This window comes from Staphylococcus sp. HMSC072E01, from assembly GCF_001814125.1.
In the GTDB taxonomy this organism is placed as follows: domain Bacteria; phylum Bacillota; class Bacilli; order Staphylococcales; family Staphylococcaceae; genus Staphylococcus; species Staphylococcus hominis.
The window spans coordinates 365249-384715 of record NZ_KV814990.1 but is presented as its reverse complement, the minus strand read 5'-3'; the positions used below and the strand labels follow the sequence as shown (position 1 = coordinate 384715).

At 33.5% G+C, this 19467-nt stretch carries 17 protein-coding genes, 3 pseudogenes and 1 riboswitch; of the genes and pseudogenes, 14 read left to right on the top strand and 6 right to left on the bottom strand.

Annotated elements, in window-relative coordinates; all coding sequences use genetic code 11:
- Positions 1-25: 25 nt before the first annotated feature.
- Positions 26-1021, bottom strand: a complete 996-nt coding sequence (locus HMPREF2953_RS10340) for a YeiH family protein (protein WP_070673262.1) — start codon at positions 1019-1021, stop codon at positions 26-28.
- 114 nt (positions 1022-1135) lie between these two features.
- Between HMPREF2953_RS10340 and HMPREF2953_RS10335 the strand changes: the two genes are divergently transcribed.
- Entirely contained in the window at positions 1136-1957 is an 822-nt protein-coding gene (locus HMPREF2953_RS10335) for a LysR family transcriptional regulator (RefSeq protein ID WP_049335323.1), read from the top strand.
- Between the two features lie 70 nt (positions 1958-2027).
- Here HMPREF2953_RS10335 and HMPREF2953_RS10330 read toward each other — a convergent pair whose 3' ends face one another.
- Positions 2028-2714 carry a type 1 glutamine amidotransferase domain-containing protein gene (locus HMPREF2953_RS10330; RefSeq protein ID WP_070673260.1) on the bottom strand — a complete coding sequence of 229 codons (687 nt, stop codon included), beginning with the start codon at positions 2712-2714 and terminating at the stop codon, positions 2028-2030.
- A 291-nt stretch (positions 2715-3005) separates the two neighbouring features.
- On the opposite strand from HMPREF2953_RS10330, the gene HMPREF2953_RS10325 reads away from it, so the two are divergent.
- The 3 genes and pseudogenes from HMPREF2953_RS10325 to HMPREF2953_RS10315 all read left to right on the top strand — a co-directional run bounded on the left by HMPREF2953_RS10325 (position 3006) and on the right by HMPREF2953_RS10315 (position 5316).
- Positions 3006-3518, top strand: a complete 513-nt coding sequence (locus tag HMPREF2953_RS10325; RefSeq protein ID WP_070673258.1) for a DUF308 domain-containing protein — start codon at positions 3006-3008, stop codon at positions 3516-3518.
- 177 nt (positions 3519-3695) lie between these two features.
- Complete coding sequence (locus HMPREF2953_RS10320; RefSeq protein WP_070673256.1) at positions 3696-4892, top strand: 3M3SH-releasing C-S lyase; 1197 nt, start codon at positions 3696-3698, stop codon at positions 4890-4892.
- Between the two features lie 16 nt (positions 4893-4908).
- Positions 4909-5316 (top strand): annotated as a pseudogene (locus HMPREF2953_RS10315) (carboxymuconolactone decarboxylase family protein).
- A 45-nt stretch (positions 5317-5361) separates the two neighbouring features.
- Here HMPREF2953_RS10315 and HMPREF2953_RS10310 read toward each other — a convergent pair.
- A complete protein-coding gene (locus HMPREF2953_RS10310) occupies positions 5362-5979 on the bottom strand; it encodes a CadD family cadmium resistance transporter (RefSeq protein ID WP_070673254.1) in 618 nt (205 codons plus the stop codon).
- 259 nt (positions 5980-6238) lie between these two features.
- On the opposite strand from HMPREF2953_RS10310, the gene lpdA reads away from it, so the two are divergent.
- The 7 genes from lpdA (at position 6239) to rarD (ending at position 14583) form a co-directional block, all read left to right on the top strand.
- Positions 6239-7591, top strand: a complete 1353-nt coding sequence (lpdA, locus tag HMPREF2953_RS10305; protein ID WP_070673252.1) for a dihydrolipoyl dehydrogenase — start codon at positions 6239-6241, stop codon at positions 7589-7591.
- Positions 7592-7632: 41 nt separating this feature from the next.
- Positions 7633-8586 (top strand): thiamine pyrophosphate-dependent dehydrogenase E1 component subunit alpha, encoded by a 954-nt coding sequence (locus HMPREF2953_RS10300; RefSeq protein ID WP_002449327.1) that lies wholly within the window; start codon positions 7633-7635, stop codon positions 8584-8586.
- A 69-nt stretch (positions 8587-8655) separates the two neighbouring features.
- Positions 8656-9696, top strand: a complete 1041-nt coding sequence (locus HMPREF2953_RS10295; RefSeq protein WP_070673250.1) for an alpha-ketoacid dehydrogenase subunit beta — start codon at positions 8656-8658, stop codon at positions 9694-9696.
- 14 nt (positions 9697-9710) lie between these two features.
- Entirely contained in the window at positions 9711-10994 is a 1284-nt protein-coding gene (locus HMPREF2953_RS10290; RefSeq protein ID WP_070673248.1) for a dihydrolipoamide acetyltransferase family protein, read from the top strand.
- A 92-nt stretch (positions 10995-11086) separates the two neighbouring features.
- Entirely contained in the window at positions 11087-11302 is a 216-nt protein-coding gene (locus HMPREF2953_RS10285; protein ID WP_070673246.1) for a zinc ribbon domain-containing protein, read from the top strand.
- A 187-nt stretch (positions 11303-11489) separates the two neighbouring features.
- Positions 11490-11594, top strand: a riboswitch (TPP riboswitch).
- Positions 11595-11796: 202 nt separating this feature from the next.
- Positions 11797-13539 (top strand): phosphomethylpyrimidine synthase ThiC, encoded by a 1743-nt coding sequence (thiC, locus tag HMPREF2953_RS10280; RefSeq protein ID WP_070673245.1) that lies wholly within the window; start codon positions 11797-11799, stop codon positions 13537-13539.
- A gap of 138 nt (positions 13540-13677) precedes the next feature.
- Positions 13678-14583 (top strand): EamA family transporter RarD, encoded by a 906-nt coding sequence (rarD, locus tag HMPREF2953_RS10275; protein WP_070673243.1) that lies wholly within the window; start codon positions 13678-13680, stop codon positions 14581-14583.
- A 71-nt stretch (positions 14584-14654) separates the two neighbouring features.
- On the opposite strand, the gene HMPREF2953_RS11735 is transcribed toward rarD, so the two are convergent.
- A complete protein-coding gene (locus HMPREF2953_RS11735) occupies positions 14655-14789 on the bottom strand; it encodes a hypothetical protein (protein ID WP_256263334.1) in 135 nt (44 codons plus the stop codon).
- Between the two features lie 24 nt (positions 14790-14813).
- Positions 14814-14936: a hypothetical protein gene (locus HMPREF2953_RS11730; protein ID WP_256263333.1), complete on the bottom strand. Its 123-nt coding sequence runs from the start codon at positions 14934-14936 to the stop codon at positions 14814-14816.
- Positions 14937-15540: 604 nt separating this feature from the next.
- On the opposite strand from HMPREF2953_RS11730, the gene HMPREF2953_RS10270 reads away from it, so the two are divergent.
- From HMPREF2953_RS10270 to HMPREF2953_RS11555, 3 genes and pseudogenes are all read left to right on the top strand, one after another.
- Positions 15541-16059: an immunodominant staphylococcal antigen IsaB family protein gene (locus HMPREF2953_RS10270; RefSeq protein ID WP_049335343.1), complete on the top strand. Its 519-nt coding sequence runs from the start codon at positions 15541-15543 to the stop codon at positions 16057-16059.
- A 570-nt stretch (positions 16060-16629) separates the two neighbouring features.
- Positions 16630-18888, top strand: coding sequence for an ATP-binding cassette domain-containing protein (locus HMPREF2953_RS10265; RefSeq protein ID WP_070673241.1), 2259 nt, complete (start codon positions 16630-16632; stop codon positions 18886-18888).
- An 80-nt stretch (positions 18889-18968) separates the two neighbouring features.
- Positions 18969-19079, top strand: a pseudogene (locus HMPREF2953_RS11555) (winged helix-turn-helix transcriptional regulator); the annotation flags it as partial.
- A 109-nt stretch (positions 19080-19188) separates the two neighbouring features.
- Here the strand turns inward: HMPREF2953_RS11555 and HMPREF2953_RS10260 are convergent.
- Positions 19189-19311 (bottom strand): annotated as a pseudogene (locus tag HMPREF2953_RS10260) (alcohol dehydrogenase); the annotation flags it as partial.
- Between the last annotated feature and the right edge of the window lie 156 nt (positions 19312-19467).

Here is a 19467-nt window from a genome sequence, read left to right as displayed (position 1 = left end):
AAATATAAGCATATAACATGTTTACTTATTTAAATATTATAGAAGTAACTAAGAGAGTCACACCAGACAGACAAATTGAAGTTATACATATCACTATGAAAGGTTTAAGTGCCTTTGAAATAACTTCTTTTAAAACGATATTCAATCCTAGAGCAACCATCGCCATTAACATACATACCGTTGTAATAACATTTATAATATTCATAAGTAATGAAGGAATAGGAACAAATGTATTGATACAAGCCATTATGATAAAGCCAATGAGAAAGTAAGGAATATCGATTTTTTGTTGTACTTGACTTGAGTGTGACTTATAACGCATATACAAAATTAAGACAATGCTTAATGGAATAAGTAAAAACACACGGCCTAATTTTCCAAGTAAAGCAAATGTCATTGCCTCTGGCCCGCCAATATCTGCTGCTAAGACGACATGAGCGATTTCATGTAGACTGATACCTGTCCAAGCGCCATAAGTTATAGTAGGTATGTTAAAAATAGCCTCGATAGCTGTATAAATAAGTGCAAATATAGTTCCAACTAGTGCAATAATACCTACACTTATTGCAATGTCTTTTTCTTTAGATTTTAAGATTGGTGCTGTAGCTGCAATAGCTGCAGCTCCACATACTCCTGTGCCAATACCAAGTAGTATAGAGATATCTTGATTTCCTTTAATAATTTGATTCAAAAGTAAAGTTAAACTTATTGAAAAGATAATTACGATAATATCAATAAGTAGTAATTTCCAGCCTTTACCTAGAATATCTCCCATATTTAATTTTAACCCATATAAGATAATCGCAAATTTTAATAAACGTTTCGATGCGAACGTAATACCTGGACGAATGTGTTCTGGATATCCCATCACTTGGCGATATAGCATCGCAAAAATAATAGCAATAGCTAATGCCCCAATCGTATGTAAAATAGGAAATTTAGCTAATATATAACTGATCATTGCGATTATAAATGTAAACATAATACCTTTCATAAATGAAGGCTGCGTGATTGATTTCATATGTACTTTCACCTCGATATGAAATCTTAGCACGTTATTGTTATAGCGTTAAATAAATAATAAGTATTGTATATATATCAAAAATGTTATATTAGACTTAAAGGAGAATGATGCATGGATCCGTATAAGGTATTAATTGAAGTAATCAAAACAGAAAGTTTTACTAGAGCAGCAGAAAATTTATATACTTCGCAGCCTTCTGTGAGTCGTGATATTAAACGTTTAGAATTAAAATATAATGTTAAAATATTTGAATTTAAATCTCCATATTTAAAACTAACTAGAGATGGCGAAAAGCTATTACAATACGCATTGCAGCGGGAAAGTATTGAACAAGAATTATGGCAAAACTTAACATCGGAATCTGAAATCATCTCAGGCACTTTAACAATTGGAAGCAGTTATACATATGGTGAATATTTATTATCAAAACAGCTTACCAGTCTTATGCAACAATACCCTAAGTTACATATTCATTTACGTGTTAATAATTCAGATTCTGTTATAAATGATATTAAACACAACAGAGTAGATATAGGTATTGTAGAAAAGGAAATTCAAGATAATGCAATAGAATGTAAGAAAATAATGGAAGACGAAATGGTGTATATTTACAAAAAATCGGTTCAACCTAGAATGGATATATGTTTCGTTAGAGAAAAAGGGTCTGGAACAAGGTTTTATCAGGAAGTAGGTCTTTCTGAGTTGAAATTAAATCCATATTTGATAGAAATTAATAATATTAAGATTATCAAACAAATGGTAGAGGATGGAAATGGGTTTGCGATTATTTCAAAATCAGCAATTCATCCCGAAGATTATGAAAAATTAATGATAACAACTTTAAATGTGAAACGTCACTATTACCTTGCTCAACATGTTGATAAATATATCGATAAAAATATTAGAGCTGTCATTGAAATGATTATGAAGTAGAGTAAATAAAAAAGCCGGATCTTTCTAAAGATTGAAAGGTCCAACTTTTTTATTAACACTGCGGGGTGTCTTATTTATTGTTTTTTAATTCTAAGAATTTTTCAGCTACAGCTTTACCAGATTGTGGATTTTGACCTGTAATCACATGACCGTCAATAACAGCGAATTGACTCCAGTTGTCACCTTTTTCGTAATGTGCACCACGATTTTTAAGTTCATCTTCTGTTAAATAAGGAACTTTATCTGCTAAGCCAACTGCTTCTTCTTCAGTATTAGAGAAACCAGTTACAGTTTTACCATTAATAATAGAATTACCTTTACTATCTGTAACATTTAATAGACCAATAGCACCATGACATACAGAAGAAACTGCACCGTTATTTTCATAAATTTTACGTGTTAATTCTTGTAAATCTTTATTATCTTTGAAGTCCCAAATTGTTCCGTGACCACCTGCGTAATAGATAATATCATAATCTTCAGCACGTACGGCATCTGGTGTAAGTGTACTACCAAGACGTGTCATGAAGTCTTTATCTTGATAATATTTCCAATCTAATTCAGACATCATATCTTCTTGTAGACTTGCAGGATCGATAGCAGTATAGCCACCTTCTGGACTAATATAGTCGATATCATAGCCATTTTTGTATAACACATCTGCAAAGTGAACGACTTCACCTAACCATAATCCAGTTGGACGATTCATATCAGGATATTTTGAAACACTTGTAACAACTACTAATGCTTTACTCATTGTATACCTCCTAAATTTTTTACGTAATTCATACTTACCCATTTTTAAAGAGGAATAACACATACTAGGTATATTTTTTATATTAAAATTATAAATTAATGGGATTGAAAATAATTTTGCAAAAGTTGTTTGAAAAATCTTAATGGTGGTACATACTAGTATACAATTTACCAATTCTTTGAATTCGTAAAAGTAGCCTCACTAATCAATCGATTAGTGAGGTTTTTGTATTCCAATAATAGATAAATTATACTTGTAGTAATCTTTAAATATAAAAAAGGAGAGATAATAATGGCCCAAGATAGTGGAAAATTAAATTGGTCAAGTTTAATCATTGGTACGCTATTACTGATTATTGCTGTGGTTATATTTAGTAATCCAGTTCAAAACTTCTATACACTTACCTGGCTGATTGGCTTACTCATTATGATAGGCGGTGTCATTCAACTTTTATTCCGTCGTACAGCAAAAAAACTTGTAGGTGTAAATAAAAAATTAATTTTAATTAATGGTATTATTGATTTAATCTTTGGCATTCTAGTTGTATTTAATGTTGGAGCAAGTTCAGTATTCTTTGTATTTATGTTTGCGTTTTGGTTTATTTTCAGTTCGGTTATCGGTCTGTTTACACTATCACAACAACATCAATTACGTGGTTTATCAATTATCGTAAATAGCCTAGGTATTATTTTAGGGATTATCTTATTATTTAATCCAATGATGGGTATGATTTTTGTTTCAACCTTAATCGCATTTACATTCGCAGTCCTAGGTGTGACATACGTCATTGATGGTCTAGCATAATATATGTATTCAAACATATTAAATTTTAAACTCTTCACTACTGTATTAGTGAAGAGTTTTTCGTTTAAAAAGCGTGTCTACTGCGTTGAATGAAAAGTAAAGTTAATATACAGAATATAGCGTAAGTATTAGAATGATAATTGATAAAACACATGAACATGTTTAGGAGGAAATCTTGTGAATTACAATTTTGATGAAATCATTGATCGTCGCTATACAAATGCAATGAATGTGGAAGGCTACAAAGGTTATCTTTTTGGTAATGCAGATACGTCTGATTTAAAAGATAATGATGAACTGATTCGTATGTGGGTAGCAGATATGGACTTCGGTACACCAGAAGTCGTATTAAATGCGATTCGTGAACGTTTAAATAAGAAAATTTTAGGTTACACAAACGTCTTCGGTTCTGAATATTATGAAGCTTTTGTATCTTGGACAAAGAAACGTTATGGTTTCACTTTCCCTCAAGAGCACCTCGTATTCTCTCATGGTATTGTGGCTGGGTTAATTGAACTTGTAGGTTATATTTGTGATAAGGATGATAAAGCATTAATTGTTACGCCGAGTTATGGTCCATTTAAAATGGCATGTGATAAAAATCATATTTCAACAGTGTATTCTCCACTAATCAATCATCATGGATATTATGAGATTGATTTTGATGATGTACGTAAAAAAGTAGAAACTGAAAATATTAAATTATGCATTTTTGCGAATCCACATAATCCAACGGGACGTGTCTGGTCAGAAGAAGAGTTAGCCACATTAGGTCAAATTATGAAAGAGAATGATGTATGGCTCATTTCAGATGAAATCCATTGTGATATCAAACGTTCAGGTCAATCACATACCCCATTTGACAAAGCTGTCCCGGATTACGACAAAATCATTACAACTATGTCTCAAAGTAAAGCCTTCAACATTGCAGGTTTAATGTTTTCAAATATCATTATTCAAAATGAATCACTTCTAAAAACTTGGAACACACATCACTTTGGTACAGAAAATCCTCTAAGTGTGGTTGCCACGCAAGCTGCTTATGAAAAAGGCGAAGATTGGTTACAAGCAATGAATCATTATTTAGATGATAACTTTAACTATTTAGCAGATTTCCTAGAAAAAGAACTACCGCATGCAGAATTTAAAATTCCAGAGGCGACGTATTTAGCTTGGGTAGATTTAAGCTATTATATTAAAGAAAAAGATATTGATGAATCAATGGCAAAATTCTTTATTAAAAACGCTGGTGTCATTATTGAAGGCGCAGAGCAATTTGTTCATAACGCAGAGGGTCATATTAGAATTAATATTGCAGTTCCTAGAGAAGTAATGAAAAAGGGACTACAAAAAATAAAAGCGGCTTTAGTCTAAATAGAGGAAAAATATCATGGCTATTATTGAATCCTCACACATAGGTCATACATTATTTCAATAATTATTAGGTCATCATGAGGACATTATGAAGACGTGGACCGCATTGAGTGACACACTAGAAAATACTAGTGCTTTAAACGCAAAACTCAAAGAAGAGATACGCCGTATGCTAGCGCAGAAAAATGGATGCCAATATTGTAAAGCAAAAGGCAAGCCTACCGGGAGTCTAACAGATGAAAAATCAGCAATATGTATTGGATTTACAGAAGTCTATATCAAACTGGGAGATCAAATACCTACAACGTACACAGAGGTCTTAAAGTCTCATTTATCAGATAAAGAAATTGTCGAACTTATTACGTTCATCACATTTACAAATGCCCAACAACAATTTGGTGCGATAATGAAATTACAACCTTAAATAAAAGGACTCTAGCTTAGGTTAGAGTCCTTTTATAATTTTCATTTAAAATAACATTCCCCAAATCGTCTGCAAGGTATGGTTTTCGATAATAATAAATAAACCAAGTCCAATATAGACCACTGACATGATCCAACGACTGAACTTCTCTACAGTTTCTCCGATTTCAGGAATAGATGCAAGCTTCTGTGCAGTAAACACTAAGACATAGATTAAAACTAAAAAGACGATTAACGTCACAATGAGTTGAGAGACGCTTAATGTGACAAAGTAAGGGACAAATAATCCGATATTATCTGCTCCGCAACTTGCGATCGTCACTAACGCAACCGTGCCAATTAGTTTAGTTAATCCGTGTTTGTCTAGTTCTTGTTTCGCTCTTTTTTCTCCTTCACAATCATCAAAAATAGCTACTTTTAATCCTAAATAGATAGGAATAAGACCAAGTAATCCTAAAATCCATTTTTCAGGCACATAATTTAAGACAAAGGCAAAGAATAAACTTACGACAATCAATGTCACAGATCCTACATATTGACCAATATAAATATTTCTATATTCTTTTTTTGTATGTGCTCGCGCGAAAAAAATAAGCAAAATAACAAGTAAGTCGACTGCAGTTGCGATATACAATATCGCAGCAGTAATGATAGTTTGAATCATAGTTTAACTGTCCTTTTAAAAGTGATATTGAATAAAGTATAACGTACTTCAAATAAGAATTATATAGATTTTATTTTAAAATTTTCACCAAATTTTTAATGTCTACTTGCATGGAAAAAATAAAAAACAATAAATACTAAATAATTTGAAAATTTAAAATATAAGATGTAAAATAAATATAAAGAGATAAGAAAGCGCTTACAAATATCTCTTTATAATAAAATGATAAAAGTTCTCTTACGGAAGGAGGCGTTCATTCATGAGTGAATCATATGATTTGATTGTGATTGGTGCAGGACCTGGAGGGTATGTATCAGCCATTCGTGCCGCACAATTGGGTAAAAAGGTGGCAGTCATCGAAAAATTCAATGCTGGAGGCACTTGTTTAAATGTGGGTTGCATTCCATCTAAAACATTATTAGAACACGGGGAAAAAGCATATAGCATTCAAGTTGCTAATGACTGGGGAATGACGACGAAAGAATTAAATATCGATTTTCCTAAATTTGTACAACGTAAAAAGAAAGTGGTACAAACACTTACGGGTGGCGTTAAACAGTTACTAAAGAAAAATAAAGTAGCTTATATTGAGGGAGAAGCAAGCATTTCAAAAGACTTAAACGTAAAAGTAAATAATGAAACGTATCAAGGTAAAGATATTATTTTAGCGACAGGTAGTAAACCATTTGTACCACCTATTGATGGATTAGATAACGTCGATTATGAAACAACAGATACATTTTTCGATTTAAAACAACTACCTAAACAATTAGCAGTGATTGGCGGTGGTGTCATCGCAACAGAACTCGCTTCATCAATGGCTGATCTTGGCGTGAACGTAACCATTGTTGAAGTGGCAGATGATATTTTACTTACTGAAATTGATGATACACGTGAGTTGTTAAAAGCTCATTTAGAAAATCAAGGTATTAACATTATTACAAAGGCGAAAATTAAAACAGTAGATAAAACTAAAATTGTACTCGATGGTCAAGATGACGTCAGCTTCGACACGTTACTTGTCGCGACAGGTAGACAACCGAATACACAAGTGGCTAAAGATTTAAATTTAGAGATGGATGGCAAATTCTTTAAAGTGGATGACCATTATCAAACAAGTCAAAAACATGTCTATGCGATTGGCGATTTAGTCAAAGGTTATCAACTTGCACATGCTGCAAGTGCACATGGTATTCATGTAGCTGAAACACTTGCTGGAGAACACCCACCACTTGTTCGTCAAGAAAACATTACACGTTGTATTTATACACGACTTGAAGCGGCATCCATTGGCTTATCAGAAGAGCAAGCAAAAGAAGCTGGATATGATGTGAAAGTCACACAATCAGCGTTTCAAGGTAATGCGAAGGCGCTCATTAAAGGGGAAGACGAAGGATTTATAAAATTAGTTATTGATCAAACATATGGGGAAATACTCGGCGCCTTTATGGTAGGTCCTCATGCGACAGACTTAATTGGCGAAATCCTAGGAGTAAAAGCGTCAGAAGGTACCATCTATGAATTATCCGAAATAATTCAACCACATCCCGCATTATTAGAAGCGATTGGCGAAGGTGCGGATGCATACTTTGGTTCTGCAATTCACATGTAGTTATTACACTTACGCCCTATGAAAGATAGGAGGAATTGACAATGAAAATGGAAAAAGAACAAGCACGTTGGATTTATAAAACAATGAATGAAATTCGATTTTTTGAAGAGAAGGTACACAAAATTTTTAGTGATGGTCAAATCCCAGGATTTGTACATTTATATGTCGGTGAAGAAGCCGTTGCCACAGGTGTCATGTCACAACTGACTGACGATGATTATATTACAAGTACACACCGTGGTCATGGACATGCTATCGCAAAAGGGTGTGATTTAAACGGTATGATGGCAGAAATCATGGGTAAACGTGATGGTTTAGGTCATGGTAAAGGTGGCTCAATGCATGTTGCCGAAATTGACAAAGGGATGCTCGGTGCCAATGGTATCGTAGGTGGCGGTTTTGGTCTTGCGATTGGTGCAAGTATTTCAATTATTAACCAAGGTAAAGACAATGTCGCCGTATGCTTCTTTGGTGATGGTGCTGCAAATGAAGGGACATTCCATGAAGGTTTAAACTTCGCTTCAATTTTAAATTTGCCAGTTATCTTTGTCTGTGAGAATAACCAATTCGCTGAAGGTACGACACACGACTATGCAAGTGCATCTGAAACGATTGCTGAACGTGCTGCAGCTTATAATATGCCAGGCGTACGTGTAGATGGCATGGATGTCTTAGAGGTTTATAAAGCAACACAAGAAGCAGTAGACCGCGCTAAAAAAGGGGAAGGGCCTACATTAATCGAATGTGATACGTATCGTAAATATGGTCACTTTGAAGGTGACGAACAAAAAGTTAAGTCACCAGATGATCGTAATGCGGATAAAAATGCCACTGTAGAATTCAGAAAACAAGCGATTGAAGAAGGTTGGTTAACTGAAGAAGAAGCAGATGATATTGAAAACACAGCTGAACAAGCCGTAGAAGATGCTGTGAAATTTGCGGACGAAAGTGAATTACCAGATGAAGATTCACTATACAAAGATGTTTTTGCATAACAAACCTTTAAAGCACTAAAACGAAGAAATAGATAAGAACGAACCTAACCAGACGAGGAGGTTTTTACGATGAGTGAAGAACGTAAATTAACATTTATGGGCGCGATTAATGAAGCGATTGATCAATCTATGGAGAAAGATGAAAATGTCATCTTAATTGGTACAGACGTTTCAGGTGGCGCAAAAGTAGAACATATTCAAGACGACGATACATTTGGTGGCGTATTCGGTGTTACAAAAGGACTGGCTAAAAAATATAGTCGTAAACGAGTGATTGATACACCTATTTCTGAACATATTACATTAAGTGCAGCTGTAGGATCAGCAGCTACCGGATTACGTCCCATCGCAGAACTCATGTTTAACGATTTTATTGGCTTTGGTTTAGACCCAATTTTAAACCAAGGTGCAAAAATGAGATATATGTTTGGTGGTAAAGCTAAAATTCCATTAGTGGTACGTACCGTTCATGGCGCTGGCGCAAGTGCGGCAGCACAGCACTCTCAATCTCTATATAATATGTTCGCAACAATTCCAGGTGTTAAAGTAGTTGTACCATCAAATCCATATGATGCAAAAGGATTATTAATGTCAGCGATTCAAGACGACAACTTAGTTGTATTTTCAGAAGATAAAACATTACTTGGTCAAAAAAGTCATGTTCCTGAAGAACCTTATACGATTGAGATTGGTAAAGCCAATGTCACACGAGATGGTGATGATTTAACGATTGTCGCGATTGGTAAAATGGTTGCAGTGGCTGAAGAAACAGCTGATCGACTTGAAGAAGATAACGTTTCAGTAGAAGTCATTGATTTACGTTCAGTGTCTCCATGGGATCAAGATACAGTGTTAGAATCAGTGAAAAAAACAGGTCGCTTAATTGTTATTGATGAATCAAGTCCACAATGTAACATTGCTGGTGACGTCGCTTCTGTCATTGGTGATATTGGATTCGATTATTTAGACGGTCCAATTAAAAAAGTAACAGCACCAGATACACCTGTACCATTTGCATCAAACTTAGAAGCGGCATATATTCCAAATGCAGATAAAGTATTAGACGTCGCATCTGAATTAGTTGATGACTTAAAAAAGGCTAACGCGTAGGGGGGTGTATCACAATGAGTGAAAATATTATTATGCCAAAACTCGGTATGACAATGAAAGAAGGTACTGTAGAAGAGTGGTTTAAATCAGAAGGTGATACAGTAGAAGAAGGCGAAAGCATTGTCACAATTAGCTCTGAAAAATTAACAAACGATGTCGAAGCACCTGCAAGCGGAACATTACTAAAAATTAAAGTACAAGCAGGCGAAGATGCAAAAGTAAAAGCAGTGCTTGGTATCATCGGAGAAGAAGGCGAAGACGTAGGAAGCGATGACGATGATTCTGAAGAAACTACCCAAGAGAATAAAGATAACGACACAACGTCTGAAGATCAACAAGATTCTTCAAATGAAGAACAATCTGATAAAAAAGATACAGAAAAAGAAGCAAAGCCTGAACAACGAGAACGTATCTTTATCTCTCCATTAGCACGTAATATGGCTAAAGATAAGGATCTTGATATCACAAGAATCAAAGGTACAGGTGGAAATGATCGTATTACAAAATTAGATATTCAACGTGTAGACTCAGAAGGCTATGATTATGAAGGTGAAGTGGGTACGTCTAACGAAAGTGCATCTTCAACGGCACAAAACGTCGATGTGTCTAGCATTGGTGAAGGTCTAAACCCAATGCGTCAACGTATTGCTCAAAATATGCGTCAAAGTCTTAATAATACTGCTCAATTAACATTACATCGCAAAGTCAATGCAGATCGCTTATTAGACTTTAAAGCTCGATTATCTGAAGAATTAAAAGATGCAGATCAAGATGTAAAATTGACAGTCACAGCTTTATTAGCTAAAGCAGTAGTCCTAGCACTTAAAGAATATGGCGCAATGAACGCTCGTTATGAAAACGGTGAATTAACAGAATACGATGATGTACATTTAGGTATTGCGACATCACTTGACGATGGTCTTATGGTGCCAGTCATTGATAATGCAGATACTAAAAGTATTGGCACTTTAGCAAAAGAAATTAAAACATCAGCTGAAGCAGTACGTGAAGGAAATACAGGTGATGTTCAACTGAGTGGCGCTACATTTACAATTACGAATATGGGTGCAAGTGGTATCGAATACTTCACACCAATTTTAAATTTAGGTGAAACAGGTATCTTAGGTGTCGGTGCTCTAGCTAAAGAACTTGTTCTTGAAGGAGATAATGTAAAACAAATCTCTCGTATCCCATTAAGTTTAACATTCGATCATCAAATCTTAGATGGCGCAGGCGCAGCTGATTTCTTAAAAGTACTTGCTAAATATATTGAAAATCCATATTTATTGATGTTATAAACATGAAATATCAAATTAATGAATAACCCCCAATTTTGGGGGTTATTGTATTATGTAAGCTAACAACAAATATAATAGAGGAGTGATTCATTATGTCAGAAAACCAAAATCAAGGTTGTATAAAATGTGGTCATACAGAAGTAGAAGAAGGTACATTATCTGCAACAGGATCAGGATTGTCTAAATTTTTAGATGTACAACATAATAATTTTAAGACGATAACTTGTAAAAAATGTGGATATACCGAATTTTATAAACAAGATAGAAACCGAAGTAGAGACTTTATTGATTTATTCTTTGGAGGATGAGTCAAAAGAGTAGAACAGCAGTAACCCTTATGGGTGCTGCTTTTTTAATCTTTGGGTAATACTTCGGGTTGTGTGAAGTTAGACTTTCGGATGTCTAAAAGTTATAAAAATATTTAATATAATGACTTGATATTCTTGGAATTTTAAGTCATTGTATAAGTATAGGTTAAGTAACCTATAATTTAATAATCTCTGCTAGGGGTGCTTTATATTGCTGAAAGGAACATCATGTTCCAACCCTTTGAACCTGATCTAGTTAATACTAGCGTAGGGAAGCCAGTGAGTCACTTTACAATGACATATGGATGTTTTCATAATTTGATGAAAAGGTCAATTTAACGATGAATCATTTTCTTCATTATGATACTTACATATATTTTCGTATATATTCACTTATTCTTATGCATTCAGTATTAAGCTGAATGCTTTTTTTATGAATTATATAATCAGTGATATTAGACCCTTCTAGTAACCTAACTTAGGAGGCAGTGTTAATGAAACAAGAAAAAATCAATTTTAAAAGAACGTTCCCAGCAAGTAAACGTATTTTTAAAAAAGGTGAAGGTAATGATAGTGATATCTTTGTACCATTTCGAGAAATTGAACTTTCTGACACCCAATTAGAACAACGTAGTTTTCAAAATGAACCTGTCGTAGTGTACGATACAGCAGGTCCTTATCATGATGACAGTTATGTGGTTGATATCAATCACGGACTTCCAAAGGTTCGCGATGCATGGATTGAAGCACGTGAAGACGTTGAACATTATGAAGGTCGCCGTATTCAATCGATTGATAACGGTTTTTCAAAAGAAGGCCATAAAAACTATGTAGCTCATCCATTCGAATATCAACCAAGACGTGGCAGTAAAGATACACCAGTTACACAAATGTACTACGCTAAACAAGGGATTATCACTAAAGAAATGAAATTTGTAGCAATTAGAGAACAAGTGGAACCAGAATTTGTAAGGGAAGAAATTGCGAGAGGACGCGCGATTATTCCTAATAATATCAATCATCCTGAATCTGAACCAATGATTATTGGTAAAAACTTCTCTGTAAAAATCAACGCGAACATTGGTAACTCTATTGTGTCTTCATCTATTGAAGCAGAAATTGAAAAATTAGTTTGGGCCACACATTGGGGTGCAGATACGATTATGGATTTATCTACAGGAAAAAATATCCATACAACTCGTGAGTATCTCTTACGTAACTCACCTGTACCAGTAGGAACAGTGCCCATCTATCAAGCGTTAGAAAAAGTAAATGGGGTAGCAGAAGATTTAACATGGGAAGCGTATAGAGATACATTAATTGAACAAGCTGAACAAGGGGTCGATTATTTTACTATTCACGCAGGATTACGTCTTCACTATATTCCATTAACTGTTGATCGTTTAACTGGGATTGTTTCTCGTGGTGGCTCAATTATTGCACAATGGTGTCTTGCACATCACGAAGAAAGCTTTTTATATACACACTTCGATGAGATTTGTGAAATCTTAAGTCAATATGATGTTGCTATTTCTCTAGGAGATGGTTTACGACCTGGTTCAATTTATGACGCTAACGATGAAAGTCAATTTGCGGAGTTGAAAACGTTAGGTGAGTTAACGGATATTGCTTGGAAACATAATGTGCAAGTTATGATTGAAGGTCCAGGGCATATTCCAATGCATAAAATTAAAGAAAACCAAGATTTAGCAGATTTTTATTGTAAAGAAGCACCATTTTATACATTAGGACCTCTTGTAACAGATATTGCACCAGCATATGACCATATTACATCTGCCATTGGTGCTGCTCAAATTGCGAGTCATGGTACGGCAATGTTATGTTACGTGACACCTAAAGAACATTTAGGTTTACCAAATAAAGATGACGTACGTGATGGTGTGGTCACTTATAAAATTGCAGCACATGCAGCAGATTTATCTAAAGGCTTACCAGGGACAACAGAACGCGACGATGCAATTAGTAAAGCACGCTTTGAGTTTCGTTGGATTGATCAATTCAACCTTGCATTAGATCCTGATCGAGCAAGAGAATTTCACGATGAAACATTACCCGCAGAATCAGCGAAAATTGCACATTTCTGTAGTATGTGTGGACCAAAATTCTGTTCAATGCGCTTATCACATGATATTCGCGATTCCTACAAAGAACAACTTGAAGGCATGAAAGAGAAAGCCGAAGAATTTAGAGAAGGCGGCAATAGAATATATCATTAATGATAATGGTAAAGAGGTAGCGATATAAAATGGCTACCTTTTTTTCAAAAAATTCTCCTAGATATACCCATTTCGTCTAACTACTGATACGATAGAGTTATACATATTTCCAGGGTAATATTGCTAGGAGGGTTTAGCATGGATAATCATGCAGAATTTAAAAAAGGAATTTTATTTGCGTTAGGGGCGCATTTATTATGGGGAATTCTACCTATTTATTGGAGATTCATTCACGGTATTAGCGCATTTGAAATTTTAGCATATCGCATTATCCTTGCGATGGTTTTTATGATTCTAATGATTTTTGTATTAAAAAAATCACAAGCGCTTAAACATGATATCAATCAACTCGTAGCACATCCGATTCAACTTGTTGCGATTATTATTGCAGGTTATGTGATTACGATTAACTGGGGAACGTTCATTTGGGCAGTGTCTAATGGTCATGTGCTACAAACCAGTTTAGGTTATTATATTAATCCATTGGTGAGCGTCTTACTCGCATTTATTTTCTTAAAAGAGCGTTTCAATAAGTTTGAAACGTTAGCGATTGTATCAGCCGCAATTGGCGTTATTTACATGACAATGAAGATAGGAGAATTTCCAATTATTTCTTTAATGTTGGCATTCTCATTTGGGATTTATGGTTTGCTAAAAAAATTGGTACGTGTTGAAGCAATGAGTGGGATTGCGATTGAATGTATTGTGACAGCACCAGCAGGACTGATTTATATCATTTATTTATGGCAAGCACACCAATCATCAGTCGGTTTGAATATAAGTACATTTTTACTCTTATTCTCTGGAGCGGTGACAGCTGTACCACTTATTTTATTCTCAGCGGGTGCTCGTCGCATTCCGCTATCACTGACAGGATTTATTCAATACATCAGTCCAACGATTATCTTTTTACTAGGTATCTTCGTATTTAAAGAAAAATTCGATATCCACCAATTCATTACATTTATCTTTATTTGGATTGGTATTGCGCTTTATAGTATCTCCCAATATATTAAAATGAAACGTAGTCCTAGACCAGAATAAAAAACAAGCCACCCCTCACTACTTAATGAGTGAAGGGTGGCTCTATTTATCATCTATAAAAATTATTTAAATTAGCCTAAAGAACCGTTACCAGTTTGGTTTTCATTTTTAAGGTTTTTATAAAAAACGCCAGCAAATACTGCAGCGATTGCTACAACACCTACATATTCAACAATTTTACGTCCAGGTGATTTATATCCAGCCATAATATGACCTCCATTTATTAAGTTTTACGTAGTTAAAGCGTATAGTGAAGTATTCCCGTTTTCAAAATAAAAAAACATGTCCATCGTTAATTTTGATAAAGGTATTGTAGAGTGAACAAGATACATAGCTACATCAATGATCTTCATTATAGACAATACCTCCTTTAAATCTAAGAATCTGCACGACATATTCTTCATTATTTTTATTATTTACATTTCTAGCAATTGATACCATGTCATGACGTTTTTTAACTTTTCATAGGATGACTACTGATATAGAAAGAAGTACCGTTAATAGAATGAAGCAGAAGTATGACAAATAAACATAGGTATTATCTATTAAGTTTCTTCGCAAAGTAAGCAAAATAACTCATCATTATAGCGAAAACAACAGATGAAATGAAACAACGCACAATACCTAGATCTAATTTTAAAAGTCGTTGTGCTAAATAAAAGATTATAAAATAAACGATAAAAAAGTATAGGAAATAACGTATTGTTTTCATTAGGACTCTCCTTATCAATTAACATGTGTATGATTTAAGGCTAACATGTGTTGAATACAAATTAAAAATAATGAAAGAATAAAAAGTAGAGTAATATTATAAGTATTATATAATTAATTAGGGTTTCAATTAATTATATTTAAATAAATTTATATTTTAATTTATAAAAGATTTGAATATATGAGTGTAATATTATATATTAAGGGTGGAAGTTCATTATAATTCTATAAGAGGAGTGATCCATAATGAAGAAATTTGCAAAAGCAATGGTCGTTGGTGGTATTACTTTAGGAACAGTATTAGGGTTTAATGTAACTGAGCATAACGGTGTATCAAATGAAGCACAGGCACAAACACATACGTCACAAGGTTATTATTATCATTATCATGGTTATACAAAGTCAGGTGGCGAATTCGTATTAAATCACACGTTCTATAATGCGTTAAAAGCTGGAAATGTAACATTTAACGGAATTAAAGTGAATGAGCAGTATCAAAACGGTACATCAACAAAAAAAGTATATGACCAAACATTTAATCAAGTCAAAGGCAACACAGCAGCAATGATTGATTTTAAGGTCGCACCTAAAACAGTAAGCTTAGAACAAGTAAAAGATGTTTACGGAGATCATTATCAATATCAACCATCATTGTCTAAAAAACAAGCAGATAAAACAGAAGGATTATACGGTTACACAGTAGGTAAAGGTCATATTACATTCCATGTCACAAATGGATACGTTGATCACGTTGTTGTGTCTTAATAGAAGATATAAAAGGGCAGCACCTCATTGCGAGGTGCTGTTTTTTATTAATCGAGTATATTGATGAATGTCATAATGAAAGTCAGTATACAAGCAATAATAATGACTAACTTTCCTTTTTCTGTTTTCTCATGTCCATGTTGGTATTCTCGTAAAACAAATAACCATGAAATGATAACTAGCAATCCTAAAACAATACTGACAAATGAGTCATATTTTAAATTTTATAATTCTATTTATATTAATATGTTCGTAGATGACAAAAATTTCAGTATTAACAAATATTAACGCTATTGATATAAATATAGTGTAATTGAATTTTGAAAACATTTTTATAGTACTCGTTGATATTGTAAATGTATGAAAACAAGAACAGCCGCAGTTTCCTAATTATGCCTCTGGAAGCTATGGACCTAAAGAAAGTGAAAAATTACTTAGTGAAAACGGATTGAATTGGTGGAATAATTTGTAATATAAAAGACTTAAAGTTGTCGTCTTTTGAATGAGTAGTTAATCATTGATTAATATGCAATAATCAATGTTGTAAAGATTATAAAGGGAGGATACTTAATGGATTTTATTAATATTACAGGTGCTTCACAAAATAACTTGAAAAACATAGATGTAAATATCCCAAAACACTTAGTAACCGTATTTACAGGACGTTCTGGTTCAGGGAAATCATCTTTAGTGTTTAATACTATTGCTGCGGAATCTGAACAGCTACTAAATGAAAGTTATTCCAGTTATATCCAATTTCATTTAAATCAACAACCCAGACCGAAAGTGAAAAAAATTAAAAATCTTCCTGTAGCAATGACAATTAATCAGAAAAGATTCAATGGGAATTCTCGCTCTACGGTAGGAACAGTTTCGGATATATATGCCTCCGTTAGATTACTATGGTCTAGAATAGGCGAACCGTTTGTTGGCTATTCAGATGCATATTCCTTCAATAGTCCTAAGGGCATGTGTAAAACTTGTGAAGGATTAGGGTATATTGAAGACATTAACTTAGATGAATTACTAGATTGGGATAAGTCTTTAAATGAAGGTGCCATAGACTTTCCTTCTTTTGGACCAGATAAAGAACGTGGTAAAGCCTATCGAGATAGTGGTTTATTTGATAATAATAAAAAATTAAAAGACTATACAAAAGATGAATTAGAATTATTTTTATATCAAGAGCCAATGACGTTAAAAAATCCTCCTAAAGAATGGAGAAAGTCAGCTAAATATGTAGGGCTAATACCTAGATTCAGTAGAATATTTTTAGGCGATAAAGAATTTAATAAGAAACGCTATGCCAAACATCTTAAAAATGTAGTAAATAATAAAATATGTCCTACATGTAAAGGTCAACGTTTAAACTCGAAAATATTAAGTTCTAAAATTATGAGTAAAAATATTTCTGATTTCACACAAATGACAATTAAGGAAAATTTAGAGTTTCTTAATAAATTAGAGGATCCAACAGCTAAATATATTATTGATCCTCTCAAAAAGCAGTTAGAAGCACTAGAATATATTGGATTAAGTTATTTAACGCTTAACCGTGTCACAACGACATTATCAGGCGGTGAAGCGCAACGTCTTAAATTAATACGTCATTTAAATAGTTCTTTATCGGATTTAGTTTACATTATAGATGAACCAAGTGTTGGCTTGCATCCGGAAGATATAGCTAAAATCAATGAAATTTTAAAATCTTTAAAAGACAAAGGCAATACTGTGTTAATTGTTGAACATGATCCCGATGTTATTAAAGAAGGAGACTATATCATAGATATGGGTCCAGGTTCAGGAAAAAATGGTGGTGAAATCACATTTGAAGGAACATATAATGAATTACTATCTTCAAATACTTCGACAGGTAATGCATTACGTAACAAACATAATTTAAAAGAGAATATTCGTGAAGCGAACCATTTTTATAATATCGGTCCTGTGACACAAAACAATTTAAATAACGTAAAAACGTCTATACCTAAACACGTATTAACAGTCTTAACAGGCGTTGCTGGTTCAGGTAAGAGTACCCTTGTTAAAGCAGGTTTTGAAAATAATGACCATACCATCTTTATTGATCAAAAAGCAGTTCAAGGATCTAATAGATCTAATCTATTAACGTATTTAGGCGTTTTTGATAGTGTAAGAAGCTTTTTCAGTAAAGAAACAGGCTTAAATAAAGCTATGTTTAGTTATAACTCAAAAGGTGCTTGTCCAAATTGTGGTGGAAAGGGCTATATTAAAACGGAACTTGCTTTTATGGGTGATTTTTCACAAACATGTGAAGTTTGTCATGGTAAACGTTATAAACAAGAAGTATTAGATGCTACCATAGATGGATATTCAATCGCCGATGTTCTCGATTTGACGGTTGACGAAGGTATTATTTTCTTTGATAAAAAGAATGATATTAAGTCAAAATTACAATCTGTAAGTAAAACAGGTTTGAATTATATGTCACTTGGACAACCTTTATCCACTTTGTCTGGTGGAGAGATTCAACGCGTGAAACTAGCACAACATTTAGATGAAGAGATAAAAAATAGTATTTTTATTTTTGACGAACCAACCACAGGCCTACATGAATCGGATATCCCTATATTGATGGAGTGTTTTGATGATTTAATTGATCAAAACAATACAGTTATTTTGATTGAACATAATTTATCGATGATGTGTGAAGCAGATTGGATCATCGATGTCGGCCCAGGCCCTGGGTTGGATGGCGGAAAGGTCCAATTTAGTGGAACACCTAAAAACTTTATTGATAGTTCAGAAACATTGACATCTAAACACTTGAAACGCTATATCAATCAATAGAAATAGAAGAGTTGGATGAGTTTATATTTATTATATTCATTCAATTCTTTTCTTATTATAGATTCTTTCAATATAGAAATATTGAAAGAATTGTCTATCCAGTAGTTCCACCAAAAGTTGAGTATAAGTTAACAAACATAGGAAAAACACTCGATAAAGTAGTTTATGCAATTTGTGATTGGGGGGGATGAATTTCTGGAAGAAATTTCTAAATAGAAAAATATTAAAATTTAAATATATATGTAAAAGACGCCTCAACTTTGAACGAGTTATTCAAAGTAAGGCGTCTTTATCTATATGTTATTGTGGTTTTAAAATAACTTTAATAGTATTATCTTTTTTCTGATCAAAGATATCATAAGCTTCTTTTACATCTTCTAACGGCATAATATGAGTAATAATTTCTGTTGGATCATTTACTTCACATACTTCCATATTTTTATATCCTTGATAAGTAACTGATTCCATACAACCATCCTCTTTTAGCAAATATGCCCCTGTTATTAAAATACAAACTGGTTTTGTGAATTATGCTTATTTTGCTTTTTATAAATTTAAGCTATCATAAAAAAAGCAATG

What these genes read in the sequence shown, in the direction of transcription:
- HMPREF2953_RS10335 (WP_049335323.1), top strand. Translation starts at nt 1,136, where the DNA reads ATGGATCCGTATAAGGTATTAATTGAAGTAATCAAAACAGAAAGTTTT.
- HMPREF2953_RS10340 (WP_070673262.1), bottom strand. Translation starts at nt 1,021, where the DNA reads ATGAAATCAATCACGCAGCCTTCATTTATGAAAGGTATTATGTTTACA.
- HMPREF2953_RS10290 (WP_070673248.1), top strand. Translation starts at nt 9,711, where the DNA reads ATGAGTGAAAATATTATTATGCCAAAACTCGGTATGACAATGAAAGAA.
- HMPREF2953_RS10265 (WP_070673241.1), top strand. Translation starts at nt 16,630, where the DNA reads ATGGATTTTATTAATATTACAGGTGCTTCACAAAATAACTTGAAAAAC.
- HMPREF2953_RS10295 (WP_070673250.1), top strand. Translation starts at nt 8,656, where the DNA reads ATGAGTGAAGAACGTAAATTAACATTTATGGGCGCGATTAATGAAGCG.
- HMPREF2953_RS10285 (WP_070673246.1), top strand. Translation starts at nt 11,087, where the DNA reads ATGTCAGAAAACCAAAATCAAGGTTGTATAAAATGTGGTCATACAGAA.
- HMPREF2953_RS10310 (WP_070673254.1), bottom strand. Translation starts at nt 5,979, where the DNA reads ATGATTCAAACTATCATTACTGCTGCGATATTGTATATCGCAACTGCA.
- thiC (WP_070673245.1), top strand. Translation starts at nt 11,797, where the DNA reads ATGAAACAAGAAAAAATCAATTTTAAAAGAACGTTCCCAGCAAGTAAA.
- HMPREF2953_RS10330 (WP_070673260.1), bottom strand. Translation starts at nt 2,714, where the DNA reads ATGAGTAAAGCATTAGTAGTTGTTACAAGTGTTTCAAAATATCCTGAT.
- HMPREF2953_RS11730 (WP_256263333.1), bottom strand. Translation starts at nt 14,936, where the DNA reads ATGAAGATCATTGATGTAGCTATGTATCTTGTTCACTCTACAATACCT.
- lpdA (WP_070673252.1), top strand. Translation starts at nt 6,239, where the DNA reads ATGAGTGAATCATATGATTTGATTGTGATTGGTGCAGGACCTGGAGGG.
- rarD (WP_070673243.1), top strand. Translation starts at nt 13,678, where the DNA reads ATGGATAATCATGCAGAATTTAAAAAAGGAATTTTATTTGCGTTAGGG.
- HMPREF2953_RS10270 (WP_049335343.1), top strand. Translation starts at nt 15,541, where the DNA reads ATGAAGAAATTTGCAAAAGCAATGGTCGTTGGTGGTATTACTTTAGGA.
- HMPREF2953_RS10300 (WP_002449327.1), top strand. Translation starts at nt 7,633, where the DNA reads ATGAAAATGGAAAAAGAACAAGCACGTTGGATTTATAAAACAATGAAT.
- HMPREF2953_RS11735 (WP_256263334.1), bottom strand. Translation starts at nt 14,789, where the DNA reads ATGGCTGGATATAAATCACCTGGACGTAAAATTGTTGAATATGTAGGT.
- HMPREF2953_RS10325 (WP_070673258.1), top strand. Translation starts at nt 3,006, where the DNA reads ATGGCCCAAGATAGTGGAAAATTAAATTGGTCAAGTTTAATCATTGGT.